This is a genomic window from Bradyrhizobium commune (genome assembly GCF_015624505.1).
GTDB lineage: Bacteria > Pseudomonadota > Alphaproteobacteria > Rhizobiales > Xanthobacteraceae > Bradyrhizobium > Bradyrhizobium commune.
In genome coordinates this window covers 1,275,768-1,294,526 of record NZ_CP061379.1, presented here as the reverse complement: position 1 = coordinate 1,294,526, position 18,759 = coordinate 1,275,768, and the positions used below count along the sequence as shown (strand labels likewise).

General features: G+C 65.0%; 17 protein-coding genes. 7 read left to right on the top strand and 10 right to left on the bottom strand.

The features are described 5' to 3' along the window. The first annotated feature begins 53 nt into the window (after positions 1-53). On the top strand, positions 54-2,267 hold the full coding sequence (locus IC761_RS06210) for a L,D-transpeptidase family protein (protein ID WP_195802402.1): 2,214 nt from the start codon (positions 54-56) through the stop codon (positions 2,265-2,267). Between the two features lie 285 nt (positions 2,268-2,552). Continuing rightward, complete coding sequence (locus IC761_RS06205; RefSeq protein ID WP_246791443.1) at positions 2,553-4,154, top strand: peptidoglycan L,D-endopeptidase MepK; 1,602 nt, start codon at positions 2,553-2,555, stop codon at positions 4,152-4,154. 6 nt (positions 4,155-4,160) lie between these two features. On the opposite strand, the gene IC761_RS06200 is transcribed toward IC761_RS06205, so the two are convergent. From IC761_RS06200 to IC761_RS06190, 3 genes are all read right to left on the bottom strand, one after another. Further along, positions 4,161-4,589, bottom strand: coding sequence for a DUF1801 domain-containing protein (locus tag IC761_RS06200; RefSeq protein ID WP_195802400.1), 429 nt, complete (start codon positions 4,587-4,589; stop codon positions 4,161-4,163). 73 nt (positions 4,590-4,662) lie between these two features. Then, complete coding sequence (locus IC761_RS06195; RefSeq protein ID WP_014492426.1) at positions 4,663-4,935, bottom strand: DUF2312 domain-containing protein; 273 nt, start codon at positions 4,933-4,935, stop codon at positions 4,663-4,665. A 200-nt stretch (positions 4,936-5,135) separates the two neighbouring features. Then, positions 5,136-5,432, bottom strand: coding sequence for a DUF1244 domain-containing protein (locus IC761_RS06190; RefSeq protein ID WP_195802399.1), 297 nt, complete (start codon positions 5,430-5,432; stop codon positions 5,136-5,138). Positions 5,433-5,600: 168 nt separating this feature from the next. Here IC761_RS06190 and IC761_RS06185 point away from each other — a divergent pair, with 168 nt between their 5' ends. Continuing rightward, the gene (locus tag IC761_RS06185; RefSeq protein ID WP_195802398.1) at positions 5,601-6,197 is read left to right on the top strand and encodes a DUF1036 domain-containing protein; all 597 of its coding nucleotides are present in this window, start codon (positions 5,601-5,603) and stop codon (positions 6,195-6,197) included. Next, positions 6,194-7,630, top strand: coding sequence for a pyruvate kinase (gene pyk, locus IC761_RS06180; RefSeq protein WP_195802397.1), 1,437 nt, complete (start codon positions 6,194-6,196; stop codon positions 7,628-7,630). The genes IC761_RS06185 and pyk overlap by 4 nt, the downstream gene beginning before the upstream one ends. A 143-nt stretch (positions 7,631-7,773) precedes the next feature. Here pyk and IC761_RS06175 read toward each other — a convergent pair whose 3' ends face one another. The 3 genes from IC761_RS06175 to IC761_RS06165 all read right to left on the bottom strand — a co-directional run bounded on the left by IC761_RS06175 (position 7,774) and on the right by IC761_RS06165 (position 10,140). Next, positions 7,774-8,454, bottom strand: coding sequence for a TetR/AcrR family transcriptional regulator (locus IC761_RS06175; protein WP_195802396.1), 681 nt, complete (start codon positions 8,452-8,454; stop codon positions 7,774-7,776). A gap of 144 nt (positions 8,455-8,598) precedes the next feature. Next, positions 8,599-9,822, bottom strand: a complete 1,224-nt coding sequence (locus IC761_RS06170) for a glycosyltransferase family 87 protein (protein ID WP_195802395.1) — start codon at positions 9,820-9,822, stop codon at positions 8,599-8,601. A gap of 153 nt (positions 9,823-9,975) precedes the next feature. Then, a complete protein-coding gene (locus tag IC761_RS06165) occupies positions 9,976-10,140 on the bottom strand; it encodes a Flp family type IVb pilin (protein WP_195802394.1) in 165 nt (54 codons plus the stop codon). 301 nt (positions 10,141-10,441) lie between these two features. On the opposite strand from IC761_RS06165, the gene IC761_RS06160 reads away from it, so the two are divergent. Then, positions 10,442-11,929 carry a hypothetical protein gene (locus tag IC761_RS06160; protein ID WP_195802393.1) on the top strand — a complete coding sequence of 496 codons (1,488 nt, stop codon included), beginning with the start codon at positions 10,442-10,444 and terminating at the stop codon, positions 11,927-11,929. Then, complete coding sequence (locus IC761_RS06155; RefSeq protein ID WP_195802392.1) at positions 11,926-13,380, top strand: hypothetical protein; 1,455 nt, start codon at positions 11,926-11,928, stop codon at positions 13,378-13,380. The genes IC761_RS06160 and IC761_RS06155 overlap by 4 nt, the downstream gene beginning before the upstream one ends. 50 nt (positions 13,381-13,430) lie before the next feature. On the opposite strand, the gene IC761_RS35740 is transcribed toward IC761_RS06155, so the two are convergent. Together IC761_RS35740 and IC761_RS06145 are read right to left on the bottom strand one after the other, a co-directional pair. Further along, positions 13,431-13,775, bottom strand: coding sequence for a hypothetical protein (locus IC761_RS35740; protein ID WP_210338519.1), 345 nt, complete (start codon positions 13,773-13,775; stop codon positions 13,431-13,433). Beyond that, positions 13,772-14,977, bottom strand: coding sequence for an ABC transporter substrate-binding protein (locus tag IC761_RS06145; protein ID WP_195802390.1), 1,206 nt, complete (start codon positions 14,975-14,977; stop codon positions 13,772-13,774). The genes IC761_RS35740 and IC761_RS06145 overlap by 4 nt, the downstream gene beginning before the upstream one ends. A 269-nt stretch (positions 14,978-15,246) precedes the next feature. Here IC761_RS06145 and IC761_RS06140 point away from each other — a divergent pair, with 269 nt between their 5' ends. Continuing rightward, positions 15,247-16,113, top strand: coding sequence for an alpha/beta fold hydrolase (locus IC761_RS06140; protein ID WP_210338518.1), 867 nt, complete (start codon positions 15,247-15,249; stop codon positions 16,111-16,113). Between the two features lie 135 nt (positions 16,114-16,248). Here the strand turns inward: IC761_RS06140 and IC761_RS06135 are convergent, their stop codons facing one another. Both IC761_RS06135 and ftsH read right to left on the bottom strand, forming a co-directional pair. Beyond that, complete coding sequence (locus IC761_RS06135) at positions 16,249-16,668, bottom strand: DUF3052 family protein (RefSeq protein ID WP_195802389.1); 420 nt, start codon at positions 16,666-16,668, stop codon at positions 16,249-16,251. 12 nt (positions 16,669-16,680) lie between these two features. Further along, complete coding sequence (gene ftsH / locus IC761_RS06130) at positions 16,681-18,603, bottom strand: ATP-dependent zinc metalloprotease FtsH (protein ID WP_008136887.1); 1,923 nt, start codon at positions 18,601-18,603, stop codon at positions 16,681-16,683. Positions 18,604-18,759 lie beyond the last annotated feature (156 nt).

Genomic DNA, 18,759 nt, shown 5'->3' with positions numbered 1-18,759 from the left:
CGATAACGAAGCTGTTCCACGAGAGGGACAGTTCACCCGAGGGGTGTGACACAATGCGTGACTGTTTGAACCACCGTCGAGGCTATGACCGCGTTTTGATGACGGTCGCGGCAACCTTCCTCACGGTGTCTGCCGGCTCGGCCCTGGCACAGGATCAGGCGCGCAGCAGCGCCGCCGAGCTCGCGATCGAAGCCGCGATCCCGCGCCCCGAGCCCGCCAACGTCCCGCCCCCGACCGCAGCCGACGTCAAGCTCGACACCACCGCCACGGTGCAGGACGCCCAGAAGGATGTAGCGAAAGAGCCCGTGAAAGCTGAAGCTGCTCCGGCACCCGAGAAGGTCGAGACCAAGCCCTCCGACGTCGCCACGACGCCCGCCACCGAGGCGCCGAAGAGCGAGACGGCCAAGACCGAACCCGCGAAGACCGAGCCGGCAAAGGCCGATACCGCCGCGGCACCAGCCGCTCCCGCCGCCGCAGCAGCCACTCCGGCCGAACCGCCGAAGGACGTCGCCAAGGAGCAGCCGGCCGCCGAGCCGGTGAAGGCCGCGAGCAACGTTCCGGCCGCCGACCAGCCGGTTGCCGACAAGCTCAAGGACATGATCGCCGCCAAGAGCGTGCGCTACCTTGATCGCAAGAACGAGCGCGCGGCAATCGAGAAGTTTTACGGTACACGCGACTTCGCCCCGGTCTGGACCCAGGGCGGCAACCTCACCGCCGCGGCCAAGGGCGTGATCGCGCGGCTGAAGGATGCGGCCTCCGACGGCCTCAATCCGGCTGACTATCCGGTGCCGGATTTCGCCGCCGCCACGACGCCCGATGCGCTCGCCGATGCCGAGCTGAAGCTCACCGCCAGCATGTTCGACTATGCGCGCCAGGCGCAGAGCGGCCGCATGCACTGGTCGCAGGTCAGCGCCGATATCCTCTATCCCGAGCATCCGGTCGACCCGAGCGAGGTGCTCGCCAAGGTCACGACCGCGGCCGACGCCTCCGCGGCGCTCGACAGCTACAACCCGCCGCAGAAGCTCTACAAGGAGCTGAAGGCGAAGCTCGCGCAGCTGCGCGGCCAGGGCGATGGTCCGGTGATCGAGATCACCGACGGCCCGACGCTGAAATACACGCCGGCCAAGGGCAAGAAGCAGGCCGAAATCGTGGTCGAAGATCCGCGCGTGCCGCAGCTCCGCGCCAAGCTCGGCGTCACCGAGAACCCCAATGACGAGCGCTACGACGCGACCGTCGCCGAAGCCGTGCGAAAATTCCAGGACGGCGCCGAGATGAAGGCGACCGGCGTGCTCGACGCGCCGACCGTGAAGGCGCTGAACAGCCCGAAGCGCGACAAGCAGATCGACACCGTGCTGGTGAACATGGAGCGCTGGCGCTGGCTGCCGCGCGACCTCGGCGTGCCCTCGCTCGGCGACGCCTATGTCATCCTCAACATCCCCGACTATACGCTCAAGGTGATGCAGCACGGCCAGCAGGCCTGGACCACCCGCGTCGTCACCGGCAAGCCCGGCCAGCATGCAACCCCGCTGCTGACCGAGACGATGAAGTACATCACGGTCAACCCGACCTGGAACGTGCCGCCGTCGATCGTCTATGGCGAATATCTGCCAGCGCTTCAGCAGGACCCGACCGTGCTTCAGCGCATGGGCCTGAAGCTCGAGCAGAACCGCGACGGCTCCGTGCACATCTCGCAGCCGCCCGGTGAAGCCAACGCGCTCGGCCGGATCCGCTTCAACTTCCCGAACAAGTTCCTGGTCTATCAGCACGACACGCCGGACAAGTATTTGTTTGCCAAAGACGAGCGCGCCTTCAGCCACGGCTGCATGCGTGTGCAGAATCCGGATCAGTACGCCTCGGTGCTGCTCAACATCGCGATGCCGAACGAGCACTACACCCCGGAGCGCATCCGCGGCATGTACGGTTCGGGTGAGATCGACCTGAAATTCCCCACCCCGATCCCGGTCAACATCACCTATCAGACCGCGTTCGTGGACGACGGCGGCAAGCTGCAATTCCGCAAGGACGTCTATGGCCGCGACGCGACCATGCTCAACATCCTGAAGAACGGCCGCGGCAAGGACCTCGAGAACGTCGTGGCACACTCGCAGCCGAGCTATTCGCGCCCGGCGACGACGCTGCCGTCCGGCGTGGCGTTCGCCAACAATGGCGGCTCTTCGGGTCCGAACTTCTTCGAGCGGCTGTTCGGGGCACCGACCCCGCCGCCGGCTCCGGTCGGCCGCCGGCCTCAGCGGGTATTCACCCGCTGAGCTGCTCCAAACCGCCTGGTTTTCAAAAATTCTTCAATAAAATCAGCGACCCCGTCCTTGGGGCGGGATCGCTTAACGTTAACCATTCTCCGCCCGGGCTCCGGGACTGGGCGTTTTTTCGCCACACTCAGCCGTTTAGGTTTGTATTCTGACTTGGTTTGGGGAGCGGGAAGGTAAGCCTCAATTAACCTTCTCGCTTTAAGAAAGCGTTCACCCTCTTTCGCGCGCTAACGGGGTTGGCGGGAGAGTCCATTTTGAACGCTGGTCGACTGGGTGGGCTCTAACGTGCTGACTGGTCTCGCACGCCAATTCGCTGTGCTGTCGCTGTCCCATGCGGGCGTGAAGGTCGGATCTCGGATCGGCCTCGCCTCGCTGGTGCTGCTTGCGGCTGCCGGCACGGTTCATAACGCCGCGGCGCTGAACGAAACCAAGACGCTCTCCTTCCACCACACCCATTCCGGCGAAGACCTCACCATCACCTTCAAGCGCGACGGTCGCTACGACGAAGCGGCGCTGAAGACGCTGAACCACTTCCTGCGCGACTGGCGCACCCAGGACGAGACGGTGATGGACCGTCACCTGTTCGATATCCTCTGGGAAGTCTATCGCGACGTCGACGGCAAGCAGCCGATCCAGATCATCTCCTCCTACCGCTCCCCCGCCACCAACGCCATGCTCCGCCGCCGCTCCTCGGGCGTGGCGCGCTTCAGCCAGCACATGCTGGGACATGCGATGGATTTCTACATTCCGGGCGTGCCGCTGGAGCAGATCCGCTTTGCCGGCCTCCGCCTCCAGCGCGGCGGCGTCGGCTTCTACCCGACCTCTGGCTCGCCCTTCGTGCATCTCGACACCGGCAGCATCCGGCACTGGCCGCGCATGACGCATGACCAGCTCGCCCGCGTTTTCCCGGACGGAAAGACGGTGCATGTTCCGACCGACGGCATGCCGCTGAAGGGCTATGAGCTCGCCAAGGCCGAGATCGAGCGGCGCGGCGATGGCGAAGATGCCGCAACCATCGGCAAGCCGGGCTTCTTCGCCGCCCTATTCAAGGGCAAGTCGGCTCCCGCCGCCAGCAGCGACGAGGACGACGAGGGCGCGCCCGCAACAGCCGAGAAGCAAGCAGCGCCTGTCGTGGTCGCTGCGAAGCCCGCCGATCCCGTGCCGACGCCGCGCGCCAAGCCGGCGGTCGCCGCCGCGATCCAGCTTGCGTCAGCCGATGCGCAGCTCGTTGCGCCACCCAAGCCGAAGCCCGCGCCGGTCGCCGACAAGCCGGCCGCGAAGCCTGAGACGCCGGCTGATATCATCAACGCCCGCGGCTTCTGGGATGCCCCCGCCACGCCGCAGCAGGCGACGCCGGCCCAGGTCGCAGCCCTGAAGGCGCGCCAGGCGCTCGCCGCTGCGACCGATCCGCAGCCGACCGCAAGCGTCTCCAACGCCGCCTATCAGGCGCTCGCCTATGCGCCGGCGGCCGCCTCGCCGGTCGACCGCGCCAATGTCGTCGCCGCCTCCGCGCCGATCCCGCGCGGCGTGCGTCCAGCGTCCCAGGCCCGCAACTCCGCACCCGCAACCGAGATCAACACCGTCGTCGCCAAGAGCACCGACGGCATGATCGCAAATTCGACCCGGCTCTCTGCGGCCAAGGGCGAGAGCATCTGGCTCAAGATCGTGATGCTGTCGCCGAGCGCCAGCCGCGCGATGTCGGTGACACTGATGGGCGAGCTCGACATGGCGGCGATGCGTGCCTATTTCGTCAAGCCGCAGTCCGTGATCGCGATGGGCTTCGTCGACGATCCCATGCAGGGCCTCTCCTGCGACAGATTTTCGGGCTCGGCAACCGCCAAGCTCGAGACGACGTCCTTCGTCATGCGCACCGCCGCGCTGCGCTGACGTCATTCAGCGCCTCTGGCGCTTCCGCCGACGATCCAAATGATACGTCAGCGCCAGCGACAAGCAGACGGTCAGCTCCTGTTTCGCGAGCGCGCCGGATAGCGGCAACAGCAAAGCCCGCGTCTGCCGGTATTCGAACTGATCTCCGAAGCGCTCGCGAAATGTGTCGACCAGCGTGGTCTTGCAATTGAACAGAATGGCGGCGTGCTCGGAGTCCTTGAGGCGGCCAAGCCGGATCGTCGAGCCGCTGCCGGTCTCATCGGTGAGGTAGGCAGGCTCACCCCATTTCAGCGTTTCGGTGAGCCGGCCGACTTCGCCATGCGCGGCAGCAGTCGCGAAGATCAGATCGCGCACCTGAAGCAGCCGCTTGCCGATCGGCGCCGGGAGAGCGTCGAAGGCACGGCTCACCTCGCGTGGCGGCTTCGGCGCAGTCACGGCGGTCTCCGTTCACAAACGAAGTGCAACACGCCGGATTTGTAGCCTGAGCTGCGTCTGAGGCGCAAACGCCTCAGAGCATCCCGAGCGCCTGCATGTAGGTCTCAAGGATCGTCTCGGCTTCGGCGCGCTCGTTGGGATCCTGCTTGCGCATCCGCACGATGGTGCGCAGCGCCTTGACGTCGTAGCCGTTGCCCTTGCTCTCGGCATAGACGTCGCGGATATCGTCTGAAATCGCCTTCTTCTCCTCCTCCAGCCGCTCGATGCGCTCGATGATGGATTTGAGCTGGTCCTTGGCAAATTTCGTCGCGGGCTCGTCGTCGCGGACGGCGGCGGAGGTGGCCATCTTGGTACTCCCAATGGAACTGGCAAAACGAGGTGACGCCGGCATCCTCACCGCGCGTGCTGCGAGAACCCTTAGGGATGCTGCCCCCAGCGTTCAAGCAAGCATCGCGCTCGTCCACAGCGCGCCCACACCTTCCTGCGGGAGAGCCAAGAAAGCTGTTGTGTGGTGCGACTCAAGGCGCTCGCAGCGCGAGAGGCCGTTCAGTGCCCGGAATGGGCCTTCTTCATCGCGGCGAGCTGGTCGGGCGTCGCCGTGCCCTGGTATTTCGATTTCCAGGTCTCGTAGGGCATGCCGTAGACGGCTTCCCGACTCTCGTCCTTGCTCAAGGCAATGCCTTGCGCATCGGCGGCGTCCTTGAGCCAGTTGGACAGGCAGTTGCGGCAGAAGCCGGCCAGATTCATCAGATCGATGTTCTGGACGTCGGTCCGCTCCCGCAAATGATCGACCAGGCGCCGGAAGGCGGCCGCCTCGAGTTCCGTTCTGGTTTTGTCATCCATCGTTCTCGTCCCTGGCAGTGGCGTGTCCAGTCAAACCCTTAAGGGAACAGGTGGGGTCCTGTCACAGATTTTGCCATATCGCAGCGCAAACGCAGCCGGGCCCGGGTCCGGACCGGTTCCCCCGCCCCTACGCCAAATCGTCAATGATCTGATATAGCTTCCGCGACAATGATCGCCGATTCTCCCCGCCCCTCCCTCCGCCTGCTCGCCCGGTTCGCCCCGGTACTGGTGGTTGCCCTGTTCTGCTTCTGGACCAGCCCGGCCGCGGCGGACTTCCGCCTCTGCAACAACACGGCGAGCCGGGTTGGCATCGCGCTGGGCTACAAGGACGCTGATGGCTGGACCACCGAAGGCTGGTGGAACATCTCGTCCCGCTCCTGCGAGACGCTGCTGCGGGGCACGCTGGTCGCCCGCTATTATTACATCTACGCGATCGACTATGACCGCGGCGGCGAATGGTCCGGCCAGGCCTTCATGTGCTCGCGCGACAAGGAATTCACCATCCGCGGCACCGAGGACTGCCTGGCGCGCGGCTATGACCGGACCGGCTATTTCGAGGTCGATACCGGCGAGCAGCGCGCCTGGACGGTGCAGCTCACTGACGCTAACGAACAGCCCTCGCAGCAGCGCGTGCCCGGCTTGCCGGGCCCTGTCGGCCCGGGCGGCGTTCCGGGTTTGCCCAATAGCCCGCCGGGTGCTACGCCCCCGGGCTCGCCCGGCCTGCCACCGGCCGCAGCTCCCCCCTCGCCTGGGAATAAGCCATGAGGCGTCTTCGCCGTATCAAGATTCTCGCGACCCTCGGACCTGCCTCTTCGGACCTCGCGATGATCCGCCGCCTGTTCGAGGCCGGCGCCGACCTGTTCCGCATCAACATGAGCCACACCCCGCATGACAAGATGCGGGAGCTGGTGGCGACAATCCGCAATGTCGAGAGTAGCTACGGCCGCCCGATCGGCATCCTGGTCGACCTCCAGGGACCCAAGCTCCGGCTCGGCGCCTTCGCCGAAGGCGCGGTGCAGCTCCAGAACGGCCAGACCTTCACGCTGGATTCCGACAAGACACCCGGCGACGCCAATCGCGTCCAGCTCCCGCATCCGGAGATCCTGGCTGCGCTTAGACCCGGGCACGCGCTGCTGCTCGACGACGGCAAGGTGCGGCTGATCGCGGAGGAGACCACCAAAGAGCACGCGGTGACCCGCGTCGTGGTCGGCGGAAAGATGTCCGACCGCAAGGGCGTCAGCCTGCCCGACACCGATTTGCCGGTCTCGGCGATGACGCCGAAGGACCGTGCCGACCTCGAGGCCGCGCTCGTGACCGGCATCGACTGGATCGCGCTGTCATTCGTGCAGCGCGCCGACGACGTCATCGAGGCCAAGAAGATGATCCGCGGCCGCGCCGCCGTGATGGCCAAGATCGAGAAGCCGCAGGCGATCGACCGCCTCGCCGACATCATCGAGGCCTCCGACGCGCTGATGGTGGCGCGCGGCGACCTCGGCGTCGAGCTGCCGCTGGAGCGGGTGCCGAGCCTCCAGAAGCAGATGACGCGCATGGCGCGCCGCGCCGGCAAGCCGGTGGTGATCGCGACGCAGATGCTGGAATCGATGATCCAGTCGCCGGTGCCGACCCGCGCCGAAGTCTCCGACGTCGCGACCGCTGTGTACGAAGGCGCCGACGCCATCATGCTGTCGGCGGAATCGGCCGCCGGCAAATTCCCGGTCGAGGCGGTCTCGACCATGAACCGCATCGGCGAGGAGGTCGAGCGCGACCCGATTTATCGTTCGGTCCTCACCGCGCAGCGCCCCGCGCCGGAATCCACCGCCGGCGACGCCATCGCCGATGCCGCGCGGCAGATCGCCGAGACGCTCGACCTGCCCGCACTGATCTGCTGGACCAGCTCCGGCTCGACCGCGGTGCGCGTGGCGCGCGAGCGGCCGAAGCCGCCGATCGTGGCGATCACGCCGAACATCACCGCCGGCCGCCGGCTCGCGGTGGTCTGGGGCATACACTGCGTGGTGGCGGAAGACGCGCGCGACCAGGATGACATGGTGAGCCGTGCCGGCCAGATCGCGTTCCGCGACGGTTTTGTCCGCGCCGGCCAGCGCGTCATCATCGTCGCCGGCGTGCCGCTCGGCATCCCCGGCACCACCAACATGGTGCGCATCGCCTCCGTCGGCCCCGAGGGCAACGCGGATATCTGAGGCCGCCGGTCCGCGGCAAACAAAAAAGTCGAAAACAACCCCATGCACAGTAGCCGGCCACGGCCGGCGCAATGCGCGGTGGATTGAGCGAAGCCGTTGAAGCGTCGGGCCAATCAGGCCGCGACGCGCATCGCGCCCCGCGCTCAGGCCCCGACCAGCGCTTTCGCGGTCGGCAGCAGCGTCTGCTGCACGACCAGGCCGCGGGCGCGGGCGTCCATGACGCCGACGGCGCGCAGCGCCAGCAGCGTCACCGTCTGCACGGCATCGCGCATCTTGATGGGGTCTTCCAAATTATCCGGCGCAAGCGGCCCGACCAGGGCCTCGTGCAGCGCGCCGAGCAGCGCGGTGGCGGCAAGCGCGGTGTCCTGTGCCGGCAGATGGCCGGCGCGCACGGCGGCGTCGATCCGGGCGGCAATCTCGCCCGCGATCTCGCGCCGGCTGGCCAGCCGGGAGGCGCTGACATCGACGTCGACCGGCTCGGCGAGGATGCCCCAGGCAAGCCTGCGCTGCGACAGGGTGTGGACGGCGACCGTGGTCACGGCGGCCGCCAGCGCCGAGGACGGACCGGGCGCGGCATCCGCCGCCCGCCGGATCGCCGCGAGCTCGTCGCGGGAGACCTCGGAAATCAATTCGGAGATCAGCTCGGCCTTGGAGGGGAAGTAGCGATAGACGGTGCCGGCCGCCACATTGGCCCGGACCGCGACCGGCGCGATCTGCACCGCCGCCATCCCACCCTCCGCCGCCGCCTCGCGCGCTGCCGTCAGGATCGCGCTGCGTCGCGCCGCAAGGCGCTTAACCACTTGATGCGTCCGCCGATAAACCATGGCGTGCTTCCCATCCCACACGGCCTGCCGCACGCCTGCGGCCGAACGCTTCGTCACTGCAATAGCTGCAAATCGCCCCGCAAAAACTGAACAACTATTCAGGGCAGAACACAAGACGCAAATGTGCTGACGCTGATCTGCCGATCACGTTCGCGTTGCAGCAAGAAGCATCGATGCGGCCTCGGCCGAGCGCCAGGCTGCGCAGCGGGCCAGAATCAAGGCGAAGACGATCAGGATTGCCGGGAAGCCGACCGGCTGTCCCAGAAACAGGAAGGTCGCGAGCAGCGCGAACACCAACACCAGCGCCATCACCTCATGGCGTGCAAAGCCCTCGTCGAGGCCGGCGCGAATTAGGAAGGCAACGGCGATGCCGAGCACGACCAGATCGTACATGAAGAGATAGGGCGTGGTGAGCAGCGTTGCTGATGCCAGCATCGCCGCCTTCAACGCGTAGGGCAGCCGGCTGCGCCACATCACGACCAGCACGACGCCGACCGCGGCCGTCAGCACCCATTGGAAGATCCAGGCAAGCTGCTCGGTGCCGCCGACATAGCGCACGAACGAAAAGATGCTCTGCATCTTGAACCAGGGCGCGCGGCCCTCGGTGAGGAAGGCCTGCGAGAACATCGGGATCCAGTGAAAGAAGGCCTGCCAGCTTTCGGTGCCGAAGGCGAGCCACGACACCCCAGCGATCGCTGTGGTGACGATCGCGGCGGTGACGAGCACCGTCCATTCGGCGGCGGCGATCAGCACCAGCGGAAACAGCAATCCGTATTGCGGCTTGTAGCTGAGCAGGCCGAGGCAGAGTCCGGCGAGCGCCGGCCGCGTCGGTAGCAGAAAGAGCATGCCGCCGATCAGCGAGGCCGTGAGAAAGCCGTTCTGGCCGACCAGGATGTTGATGAAGGTGGCCGGAAAGCCGATCGCAATCACGAGCCCCGCGTTGCGGCCGATGATGGCGCGCATCACGGCGAGATAAGGCACGATGCTGAACGCAGCCCAGCCGATGAAAGCGACAGCGTAGGGAAACTGCGCGAGGATGGCGGCGACGAACAGGAACGGCGGCGGGTAATGCCAGGCGAAATGGCCGACGAAATCCTGTTTCAGCAGCGCGAGCTCGACCTGCTTCTGGATGTCCCAATCCCAGGCCAGCGCGGGATGGCCTTCGAGCGCCAGCTTTCCGGCCGCCCAGACGTTGACGAAATCCGTCGGGATGCCGTGCCCGTCGGCGCCCCAGATCCAAACATGGGCGAGATAGGCCGTCGGAAAATACGCCAACGTGACGATCGCGAGCACGAAGGAGATGTTGACGAGCGTTGCAGGGATTGCGCCGCGATGGTCGGCAGCAGGGGCAGACGGGACTTCAGCCATGTGGGCTTCCTTACGCGATACCAGGACGCGCCCAAGCCTTACACCCGAACGGCTTGAAGGAGGCTTAAGCTTGAGGACGGGCGCACGAAGTCCCGACAAGCAAAAGAGCCCCGTCGTCAGACGGGGCTCTTCGTATTCCGTTGATCGTCGAGCTTACTTGAGGCTGGACGAGATCGAGCCGAACTTGGCGTTCAGCGAGGTGCCGAGGTTGTTGACGACGGTGATGATCGCCAGCGCGATGCCAGCAGCGATCAGGCCGTATTCAATGGCGGTGGCGCCGGATTCATCCTTCACGAAACGCGAAACGAGGTTCTTCATAGACTGCTCCAAAAGAGTACACGAGGCTACAACTGGTCTGGTCATATCGGCTTCCCAGCGCCGCCCGACCATGGAACTCAACGTAGAGGCAAAGAATTGCGCCGCAGTTAACTCGACCGCGTAAACACAAACGGCATTGCGTGTATTCGTCGATGGTAAACCGAAATCTAAAACAATCGGTTAAATTGCACGGACACGAAGCCGCGCCACTTCGCTACCCCGCCGATTTACCCGAAGTTATGACCGCCATGGTCCAATGCCGCCCGCTCGGCCAACAGGACCAAGAACAACACGAGGCGGCATGTCCCTTTCCTTCACAAACGGCATCGCGGTTCACAGCCGCGCGCGGGCATTGGTGCCGTTGTGCGTCGGTGCCGGCGCCTATCTGTTCTTCCTCACGATCGGCGACACGCTGCTGCAGGATTCCGACTCGTTCTGGCAGATCAAGATCGGGCAGTGGATCCTCGATCACGGCGCGATGCCCTACACCGACTTCTATTCCTTCACGCGGCCGGGCGCGCCGTGGATCTCGACGTCGTGGCTGTCGCAGGTCGCCTATGCCTTCACCTATGCGCAATGGGGTTGGGCCGGGCCGGTGATCCTCACTGCGCTCGCAATGGCCGTGTCGGCCGCTGTCTTTGTTGATCTGCTCGACGCGCATCTCGAAGTTCCGCGCTCCGTGCTGTTCGCGATGCTCGCGGTGGTGCTGTCGCTGCATCACATCCTGGCGCGGCCGCATATCCTGGCGCTGCCGGTGATGATCGCCTGGGTCGGCATGCTGATGGCGGCGGCCGATCGCAAGGGCGCGCCGTCCTGGGTTTGGCTGCCGCTGATGTCGCTGTGGGCCAATCTCCATGGCGGCTTCGTGCTGGGCCTGGCGCTGATCGGCCCGATGGCGTTTGAGGCGATCTGGGGGCTCGACAGCGGCAAGCAGGTCCGGCTGCTGCTGCGCTGGTTCCTGTTCGGCGTCGCCGCGATGGCCGCGTGCTGCGTCACGCCCTATGGCTGGCGTACGCTATTGGGCGCGACCAACATCCTCAATCTCGGCGAATTGCTCTCGGTGATCTCCGAATGGATGCCGGCGAATTTCGCCTCCTTCAGCGCGTTCGAGGGCGCGCTGCTCGGCCTGATCGCGATCGGCCTGTTTCGCGGGCTGACGCTGTCGCCGCCGCGCATTCTCCTGATCCTGCTGTTGACCTGGATGGGCCTCACCCATGTCAGGAGCATCGAGGCCTTTGCCTTCCTGGTGCCGCTGGTGCTGGCGAAGCCGCTCGGCGAAAAGTCGCCGCTGCCGCAACGCGCGCGGGGCACCGAGAGCCCGGCGGCGCGTTATGTCACGATGATGGGTGCGTTGATGATCGCGGCCGCGGCCTGGACCTCGACCTCGATCTACATGTCGCATCATCGCTTCAGCTTCACGATGGAGCAGACGCCGGTTACCGCCGTCGACCTGCTCCAGCAACGCAAAGCACGCCGCATCTTCAACGCCTACCAGTTCGGCGGCTATCTGATCTCGCGCGACATCCCGGTCTTCGTCGACGGCCGCGCCGAGCTCTATGGCGAGAAGTTCGTGATGGACTTCTTCAAGGCCGTGGAAGTGAAGAAGCTCGATAACCTCACGCGGCTGCTCGAGGAGTACAAGATCGACGCCACGCTGATGGTCGCAGATGCGCCGGCCGCCCAGGTGCTGGATCACATCAAGGGCTGGAAGCGGCTCTATGCCGACGACATCGCCGTGATCCATGTGCGCGACGACGCGCCAGATGCAGCCGCGCCCGCGAAACCATGACGACCGCGGCCAGCCTTCCGATCGCCCGGCGCCAGCGCAATCTGGCGCCGCTGTGCGTTGCGGCTGCGACCTATCTGTTGCTGCTGGTGAGCGGCGACCACCTCCTCAACGATCCTGATACTCTCTGGCAGATCAAGGTCGGCCAGTGGATCCTGGATCACCGGGCCGTGCCCTGGACCGACTTCTACTCCCTGACGCGCCAGGGCGAGGTCTGGCTCTCGACGTCCTGGCTATCGCAAGTGCTGTTCGCGACCGTCTATGCGCATTGGGGGTGGGCCGGGCCCGTCGTGCTGACCGCGACCGCGATTGCGCTCGCAGTCGGACTGTTGCTGGCCTTTCTCCAGCGGCATCTCGATCTGCCCTACGCGCTGGTGTTCTGCCTTTTGGCGATCACGTTGGCGGCGCCGCATCTGCTGGCACGCCCCCATGTGCTCGCATTCCCGGTCATGGTCGCCTGGTCCGGCGCCTTGATGGCCGCGGCCGATCGCGGCCGCGCGCCCTCCTTCCTGTTGCTGCCGCTGATTGGGCTGTGGGCAAACCTCCACGGCGGCTTCGTGCTTGGCCTCGCTCTGATCGGGGCGATCGGGCTTGAATCGCTGTGGCGCGCGGCGCCGGCGCGCCGGCTGGCGCTCGCCATGCGCTGGACTCTATTCGGGCTTGCCGCGCTGGCAGCGAGTTGCTGCACGCCCTATGGGGTGGAGACCGTGATGGGTGCGGTCCGCATCCTCAGCCTCGGCAAGTCGTTCTCGGTCATCGCCGAATGGCGCCCCGCCGATTTCAGCGCCTTCAGCCCGTTCGCGGGCGCGCTGCTCGGACTGCTCGGTCTCGCGCTTATGCGCGGTGTATCGTTGTTGCCGCCGCGCGTGCTGCTGATCCTGGTCGTGACCTGGATGGCGCTCGCCCATGTCCGCAGCATCGAGACCTTTGGCGTGATCGTTCCCCTGGTGCTGGCGCAGCCGCTGAGCGGCCGGATCGGGCCCGCATCGGATGCCCTGCGCATCGCCCCGGGCATGCCGGCGGCGCTGACCGCGCTTGCGATCGTCACGGCCGCGACGAGCGCAACCGCGGCCTTTGCCGCGCATCACGTCTTCGAGTTCTCCGCGGCGCAGGCGCCGGTTACCGCGGTCGACGTTCTCACCGAGCGCAAGGCCGCGCGCATCTTCAATTCCTACGGTTTTGGCGGCTATCTGATCGTGCGCGACATCCGGCCTTTCGTCGACGGCCGGTCGGAGCTCTACGGCGAGAAATTCCTGATGGACTATTTCGCCGCCGAGGACGGCCGCGACGTGACGGGCTTGCTGCGCATGCTCGACGACAACGGGATCGACGCGACGTTGCTCACGCCGGATTCACCTGCCGCGCAGGTACTGGATCACATCAAGGGCTGGACGCGGGTGTATGCCGACAAGATCGCGGTGATCCATGTGCGCGCCGCTCTACCGTCGAAATGAGCACGCAGCTCAACAAAATCGCGCCCGGAGGGCCGGTCATTCATCTTCGATCACGAAAACAGAAAGGTCCCAATCAGCAGGCCCGCAGCGAACGCGAGAAGCCCCAAAGTGGAGGCTGAAACGATGCGGATGAGGATGCGAACTTGCTCCTCGTATTCCTCTTCTGCGGTCTTGTGGGACTGAGCCGTCATTGCAACTGCCCTGCCATCGCCCAGATCGGGCGAATGTACACTCGAAATCATGGTCATCAAGAGGCATTTTAGCCCAGCCGCGATGCCCTGTTCGTGATTTAGCGGGCGTATCACGAATTCACCCGCCGTCCGGTTGATGCCCTCGTAGCCCGCATGGAGCGCAGCGTAATCCGGGCTACGAGCAAGCGCGTGAAACGCTCTCAATTCCCGGTCTGCAATTCGCCAAAGCGCTCCCAGGTCTTGCCGTTGAAGCGCATGAACTGCATCTGGTCGACCGGGACGTGGTCGGTCGCGCTGGTGTTGATCCTGATGCCGGGCAACAGCATCGGCAGCTCGAGATCGTGAATCGAGAACGCCTGCTTCAAAATGTTCTCGGTGGAGAGATCGTCGCCGCACGCTTTCAGTACCGCCTCCAGCGCCATCGCGCTGTTGTAGGAGTTGACGTAGTTGGTGTCGTGCTGGTCGGCCTCCGGCACGTACTTCGTCATGAAGTCGCGCCAGGCCTTGACGCCGGGATCGTCCTTCCAGGCGGGATCGTCGGGATCTTTCACGTAAGCGGTGGAGAGGATGCCGGTGCCGGCCTCCACGCCGGCGGGCTCCATCACGGTCGAGATCCACACCGCGACATTGGAGAGAAACGTCATCGGCCGCCAGCCGATCTCGAACGATTTGCGGATCGCTTGCGCTGCGAATTTCGGCGTCGCCGCGATCACGAAGACGTCGGCGCCCGATGCTTTCAATTTCACGATCTGGGAATCGATGGTCGGATCCTGGATCTCGTAGGTCGCGTTGGTGACGCTCGCATCGTATTTCTCGCCGAGCACGTCCTTGAGGCCGGCGAGATAATCGCGGCCGTAATCGTCGTTCTGCGAGATCACGGCGAATTTCGCGTTCGGGTTTTTGGCCAGCGCATAGCGCGCATAGAGCCGCGCCTCGTAGCGGAACGGTCCCTGCACACCCATCGTCGCCTGCGGATATTGCGCGACGTCGGCGAATTTCGAGGCGCCGGAGCCGATGAACAGCTGCGGCACGTTTTTGCTCTGGAGATATTTCGCGATCGCCGTGTTGTGCGCGGTGCCGATCGAGGAGAAGATCAGCGCGACCTCGTCGCTCTCGACCAGCCTGCGGGTCTGCTCGACCGATTTCGGCGGCGCGTAGCTGTCGTCGAGCGAGATCAGATTGACCTTGCGGCCGTTGATGCCGCCTTTGTCATTCAGCATCTTGAAATAACCGACCTCGCCCTTGCCGAGCGCGCCGAACGCCGACACCGGCCCGCTATAGGGCATGGTCTGGCCTATCCTGATCTCAGTCGCGGTGACGCCGCGCATCTCGGCGGCGAAGGAAGCGGTCGACACGATTACAAATGAAACGGCGCAAAGCGCGCCCCATGCCGCGGTAAAGCGCATCGGCTTCCCCTCCCCTTTGTGGTGCGATCGCGCCGCACCTTTATTTGAGGACAGCATGCCATGACGGCTGCGAGAGGCCAATCGCAATTGCAGTCGATCGTAGGGTGGGCAAAGCGCAAGCGTGCCCACCACTTCTGTTGCGATCGCCGAGAGAGGGTGGGGCACCGCGCAAGCGCGCCTTTGCCCATCCTACATCTGTAACGTCTTAGGAGATGACGCGCCTGTTTTGCCGTGCGGTAATGCCCTGCCGTCGAACAGGAAGACGCATCATGATGCTTCGCAATCTTTTCACTGCGCTTCTCGTCACGATCTCGATCACAGCCGCGCATGCCGCGCCGCGATGGCTGAACCTGCCGCCGACGCCGACCTTGCCCAAGGCCGCGCAGAGCGGCTTCGCGCCCGTCAACGGCATCAAGATCTGGTACGCCGTCTTCGGCCGCGGCGAGCCCGTTATCCTGGTGCATGGCGGCCTTGCCAATGCCAGTTACTGGGGTCACCAGGTCCGCGCGCTGCAGCGGCACTATCAGGTCATCGTCATGGACAGCCGCGGACATGGGCGGAGTAGCCGCAATCAGGAACCCTATGGCTACGACCTGATGGCCTCGGACGTGGTCGGGCTGCTCGACCATCTCAAGATCAAGCAGGCGGCGATCGTGGGCTGGAGCGACGGCGCGATCATCGGCCTCGACATCGCCATGAAGCATCCGGAGCGGGTGACGAGGCTGTTCGCCTTTGCGGCGAACTCAGATCCATCGGGCGTCGCTGATATCGCGTCGAGCGGCGTCTTCAACGCCTACATCGCCAGGGCCGGCGAGGAGTACAAGCGCCTGTCGCCGACGCCTGCCGCGTACAAGAGCTTCGTCGATGAGATCACCAGGATGTGGGAGAGCCAGCCGAAATGGACGGCCGCGGACCTCGCGGCGATCAAGGTCCCGACCTGGATCGTCGATGGCGACCACGACGAAGCCATCAAGCGCGAGAACACCGAGTTCATGGCGGCGAACATTCCGGGGGCCGGCCTGTTGATCCAGCCGCAGGTCAGCCACTTCTCGTTCCTGCAGGATCCGGAGCAGTTCTCAGACGACGTGCTGCATTTTCTTGAGCGTGGTGAGAGGCCGGCAGCCGCGGCGAAGTGAGGGATTCGTAGGGTGGGTTATAGCCGAAGGCGTAACCCACCACTGTTCATCGCTGCGGAAACAGAAGAGGTGGGTTAGCCGTGCCGACTGCGCTTCGCGCAGTCGGCACGGCTAACCCACCATACGGAGCCGGTACTATTTCGCGAGCTTGGCGCGATCCTTGACGGGGATTACGAGCTTCAGGCCGGACCAGATTTCGTCGACGGCGCAGATCTTGATGTCGACGAGACCGTTGGCGAGCGCGGTCTCGCGCACCAGCGCTTCCGTCACATCTGTCGCAACGCCCGAAGCCTTCTTCGGCCACGACGCCCAGATCATTCCGTCCGGCGCGATCGCCTTGCGATGGCTGCGCAGCCTAGCGGCGAAGCCTTTGGCTTCAGTTGCAAAGACATGCACCATGTCGAGTGGCGCCTTGGCCGTCTTCGCGATGGTCACATCGTCGGGCAACTCACCGACGACATCGCGATAGGGCGTCGCGAGGCCATCCACGAAAATACAAAAGCCCGGCTTGATGCCGAGCTTTTGCACTAACGGTTTGCCGGAATACCCGGCCATGCGACGCGGGCGTTACGCCTGCGGCTGCGGCTCCAGGCCGGGATCCGGATCGGGCCGCGGGCGCGACTTGCCGGCCGGGGGCACGGCTGAGGCGCGCGGCGTGGTCGGCTCCAGCACGGATTCGCGGTTCGGCTTCTTGCCCTTGAGCAGGTCGACGATCTCGTCGCCGGAGAGCGTCTCGAACTCCAGGAGGCCCTTGGCGAGCGCTTCAAGATCGGCGCGCTTCTCGGTGAGAATGCGCGTCGCTTCGTTGTAGCCCTCTTCGACGAAACGCCGGATCTCGGTATCGATCTTCTGCACCGTCGCCTCCGAGGCGTTCTGCGTGCGCGACACCGACATGCCGAGGAAAACCTCGTCCTGGTTTTCGCCATAGGACACGGTGCCGAGCGCCTCGGAGAGGCCCCAGCGCGTCACCATCATGCGCGCAAGCCGCGTGGCCTGCTCGATGTCGGACGACGCACCCGAAGTCACCTTCTCGCGGCCGAAGATCAGTTCTTCGGCGACGCGGCCGCCCATCATGATGGCGAGGCGCGAAGTCATCTGCTCCAGCGACATCGACAATTTGTCGCGCTCGGGCAGCTGCATCACCATGCCGAGCGCACGGCCGCGCGGAATGATGGTCGCCTTGTGGATCGGATCGGTCGCGACGACGTTGAGGCCGACGATGGCGTGGCCGCCCTCGTGATAGGCCGTCAACAGCTTCTCTTCCTCGGTCATGACGAGCGACTTGCGCTCGGCGCCCATCATCACCTTGTCCTTGGCCTCCTCGAACTCGGCCTGCGTCACCATCCGCTTGTTGCGGCGCGCAGCGGTCAGGGCAGCTTCGTTGACGAGGTTCATCAAGTCGGCGCCGGAGAATCCAGGCGTGCCGCGCGCGATGGTCTTGAGGTTGATATCGGGGGCCAGCGGCACCTTACGGACGTGAACCTTCAAAATCTGCTCACGGCCGACGACGTCCGGGTTCGGCACCACGACCTGACGGTCGAAGCGGCCGGGACGCAACAGCGCGGGATCGAGCACGTCGGGACGGTTGGTCGCGGCGATCAGGATCACGCCCTCGTTCGCCTCGAAGCCGTCCATCTCGACCAGCAACTGGTTCAGCGTCTGCTCGCGCTCGTCATTGCCGCCGCCGAGACCGGCGCCACGGTGGCGACCGACCGCGTCGATTTCGTCGATGAAGATGATGCAGGGCGCATTCTTCTTGGCCTGCTCGAACATGTCGCGCACACGCGAGGCGCCGACGCCGACGAACATTTCAACGAAGTCGGAGCCGGAAATGGTGAAGAACGGCACGTTGGCTTCGCCCGCGACCGCACGCGCGATCAGCGTCTTGCCGGTGCCGGGAGGGCCGACCAGGAGCACGCCGCGCGGAATGCGGCCGCCGAGGCGCTGGAATTTGCCGGGGTCGCGGAGGAATTCGACGATCTCCTGCAAGTCCTGCTTGGCCTCGTCGACGCCGGCGACGTCCTCGAAGGTGACGCGGCCATGCGCTTCGGTCAGCATTTTTGCACGCGACTTGCCAAAGCCCATGGCCTTGCCGGCGCCGCCCTGCATCTGCCGCGACAGGAAAATCCAGACGCCGATCAGCGCGATGAAAGGCAGCCAGGACACCAGCAGCGAAACGAACCACGGCACGTTGTCGCCCGGCGGCTTCGCGGTGATCTGGACCTTGCTGTCATAGAGGCGCTTCACCAGCGTCGGGTCGTTCGGCGCATAGGTCTGGAAGCTCGAGCCGTTGGTGAAGGTGCCGTGGATGTCCGGTCCCTGGATCACGACGTCGCGCACATTGCCGCGGTCAACTTCGCTCAGGAGCTGGGAGAAGGCGATGTCCTGCGAGGAGGCGCGCTGACCCGGATTCTGGAAGAGCGTGAACAACGCCAATAGCAGCAGGACAATGATGACCCAGAGGGCGAAATTGCGCAGATTGGCGTTCATCGATCTTCCTTCGTGGTCGCGCGGATCGCGACCTGATCCTTGGGCAGTGACTTCGGTCGTTTGTTTGGGCAGTGCGAGGAAATCCCCAAGGAATCCTCTCTGTTGGACGCATACAATCTAGGTGCCGCCCCGGTCGCTGCCAAGGGAACGAGATGG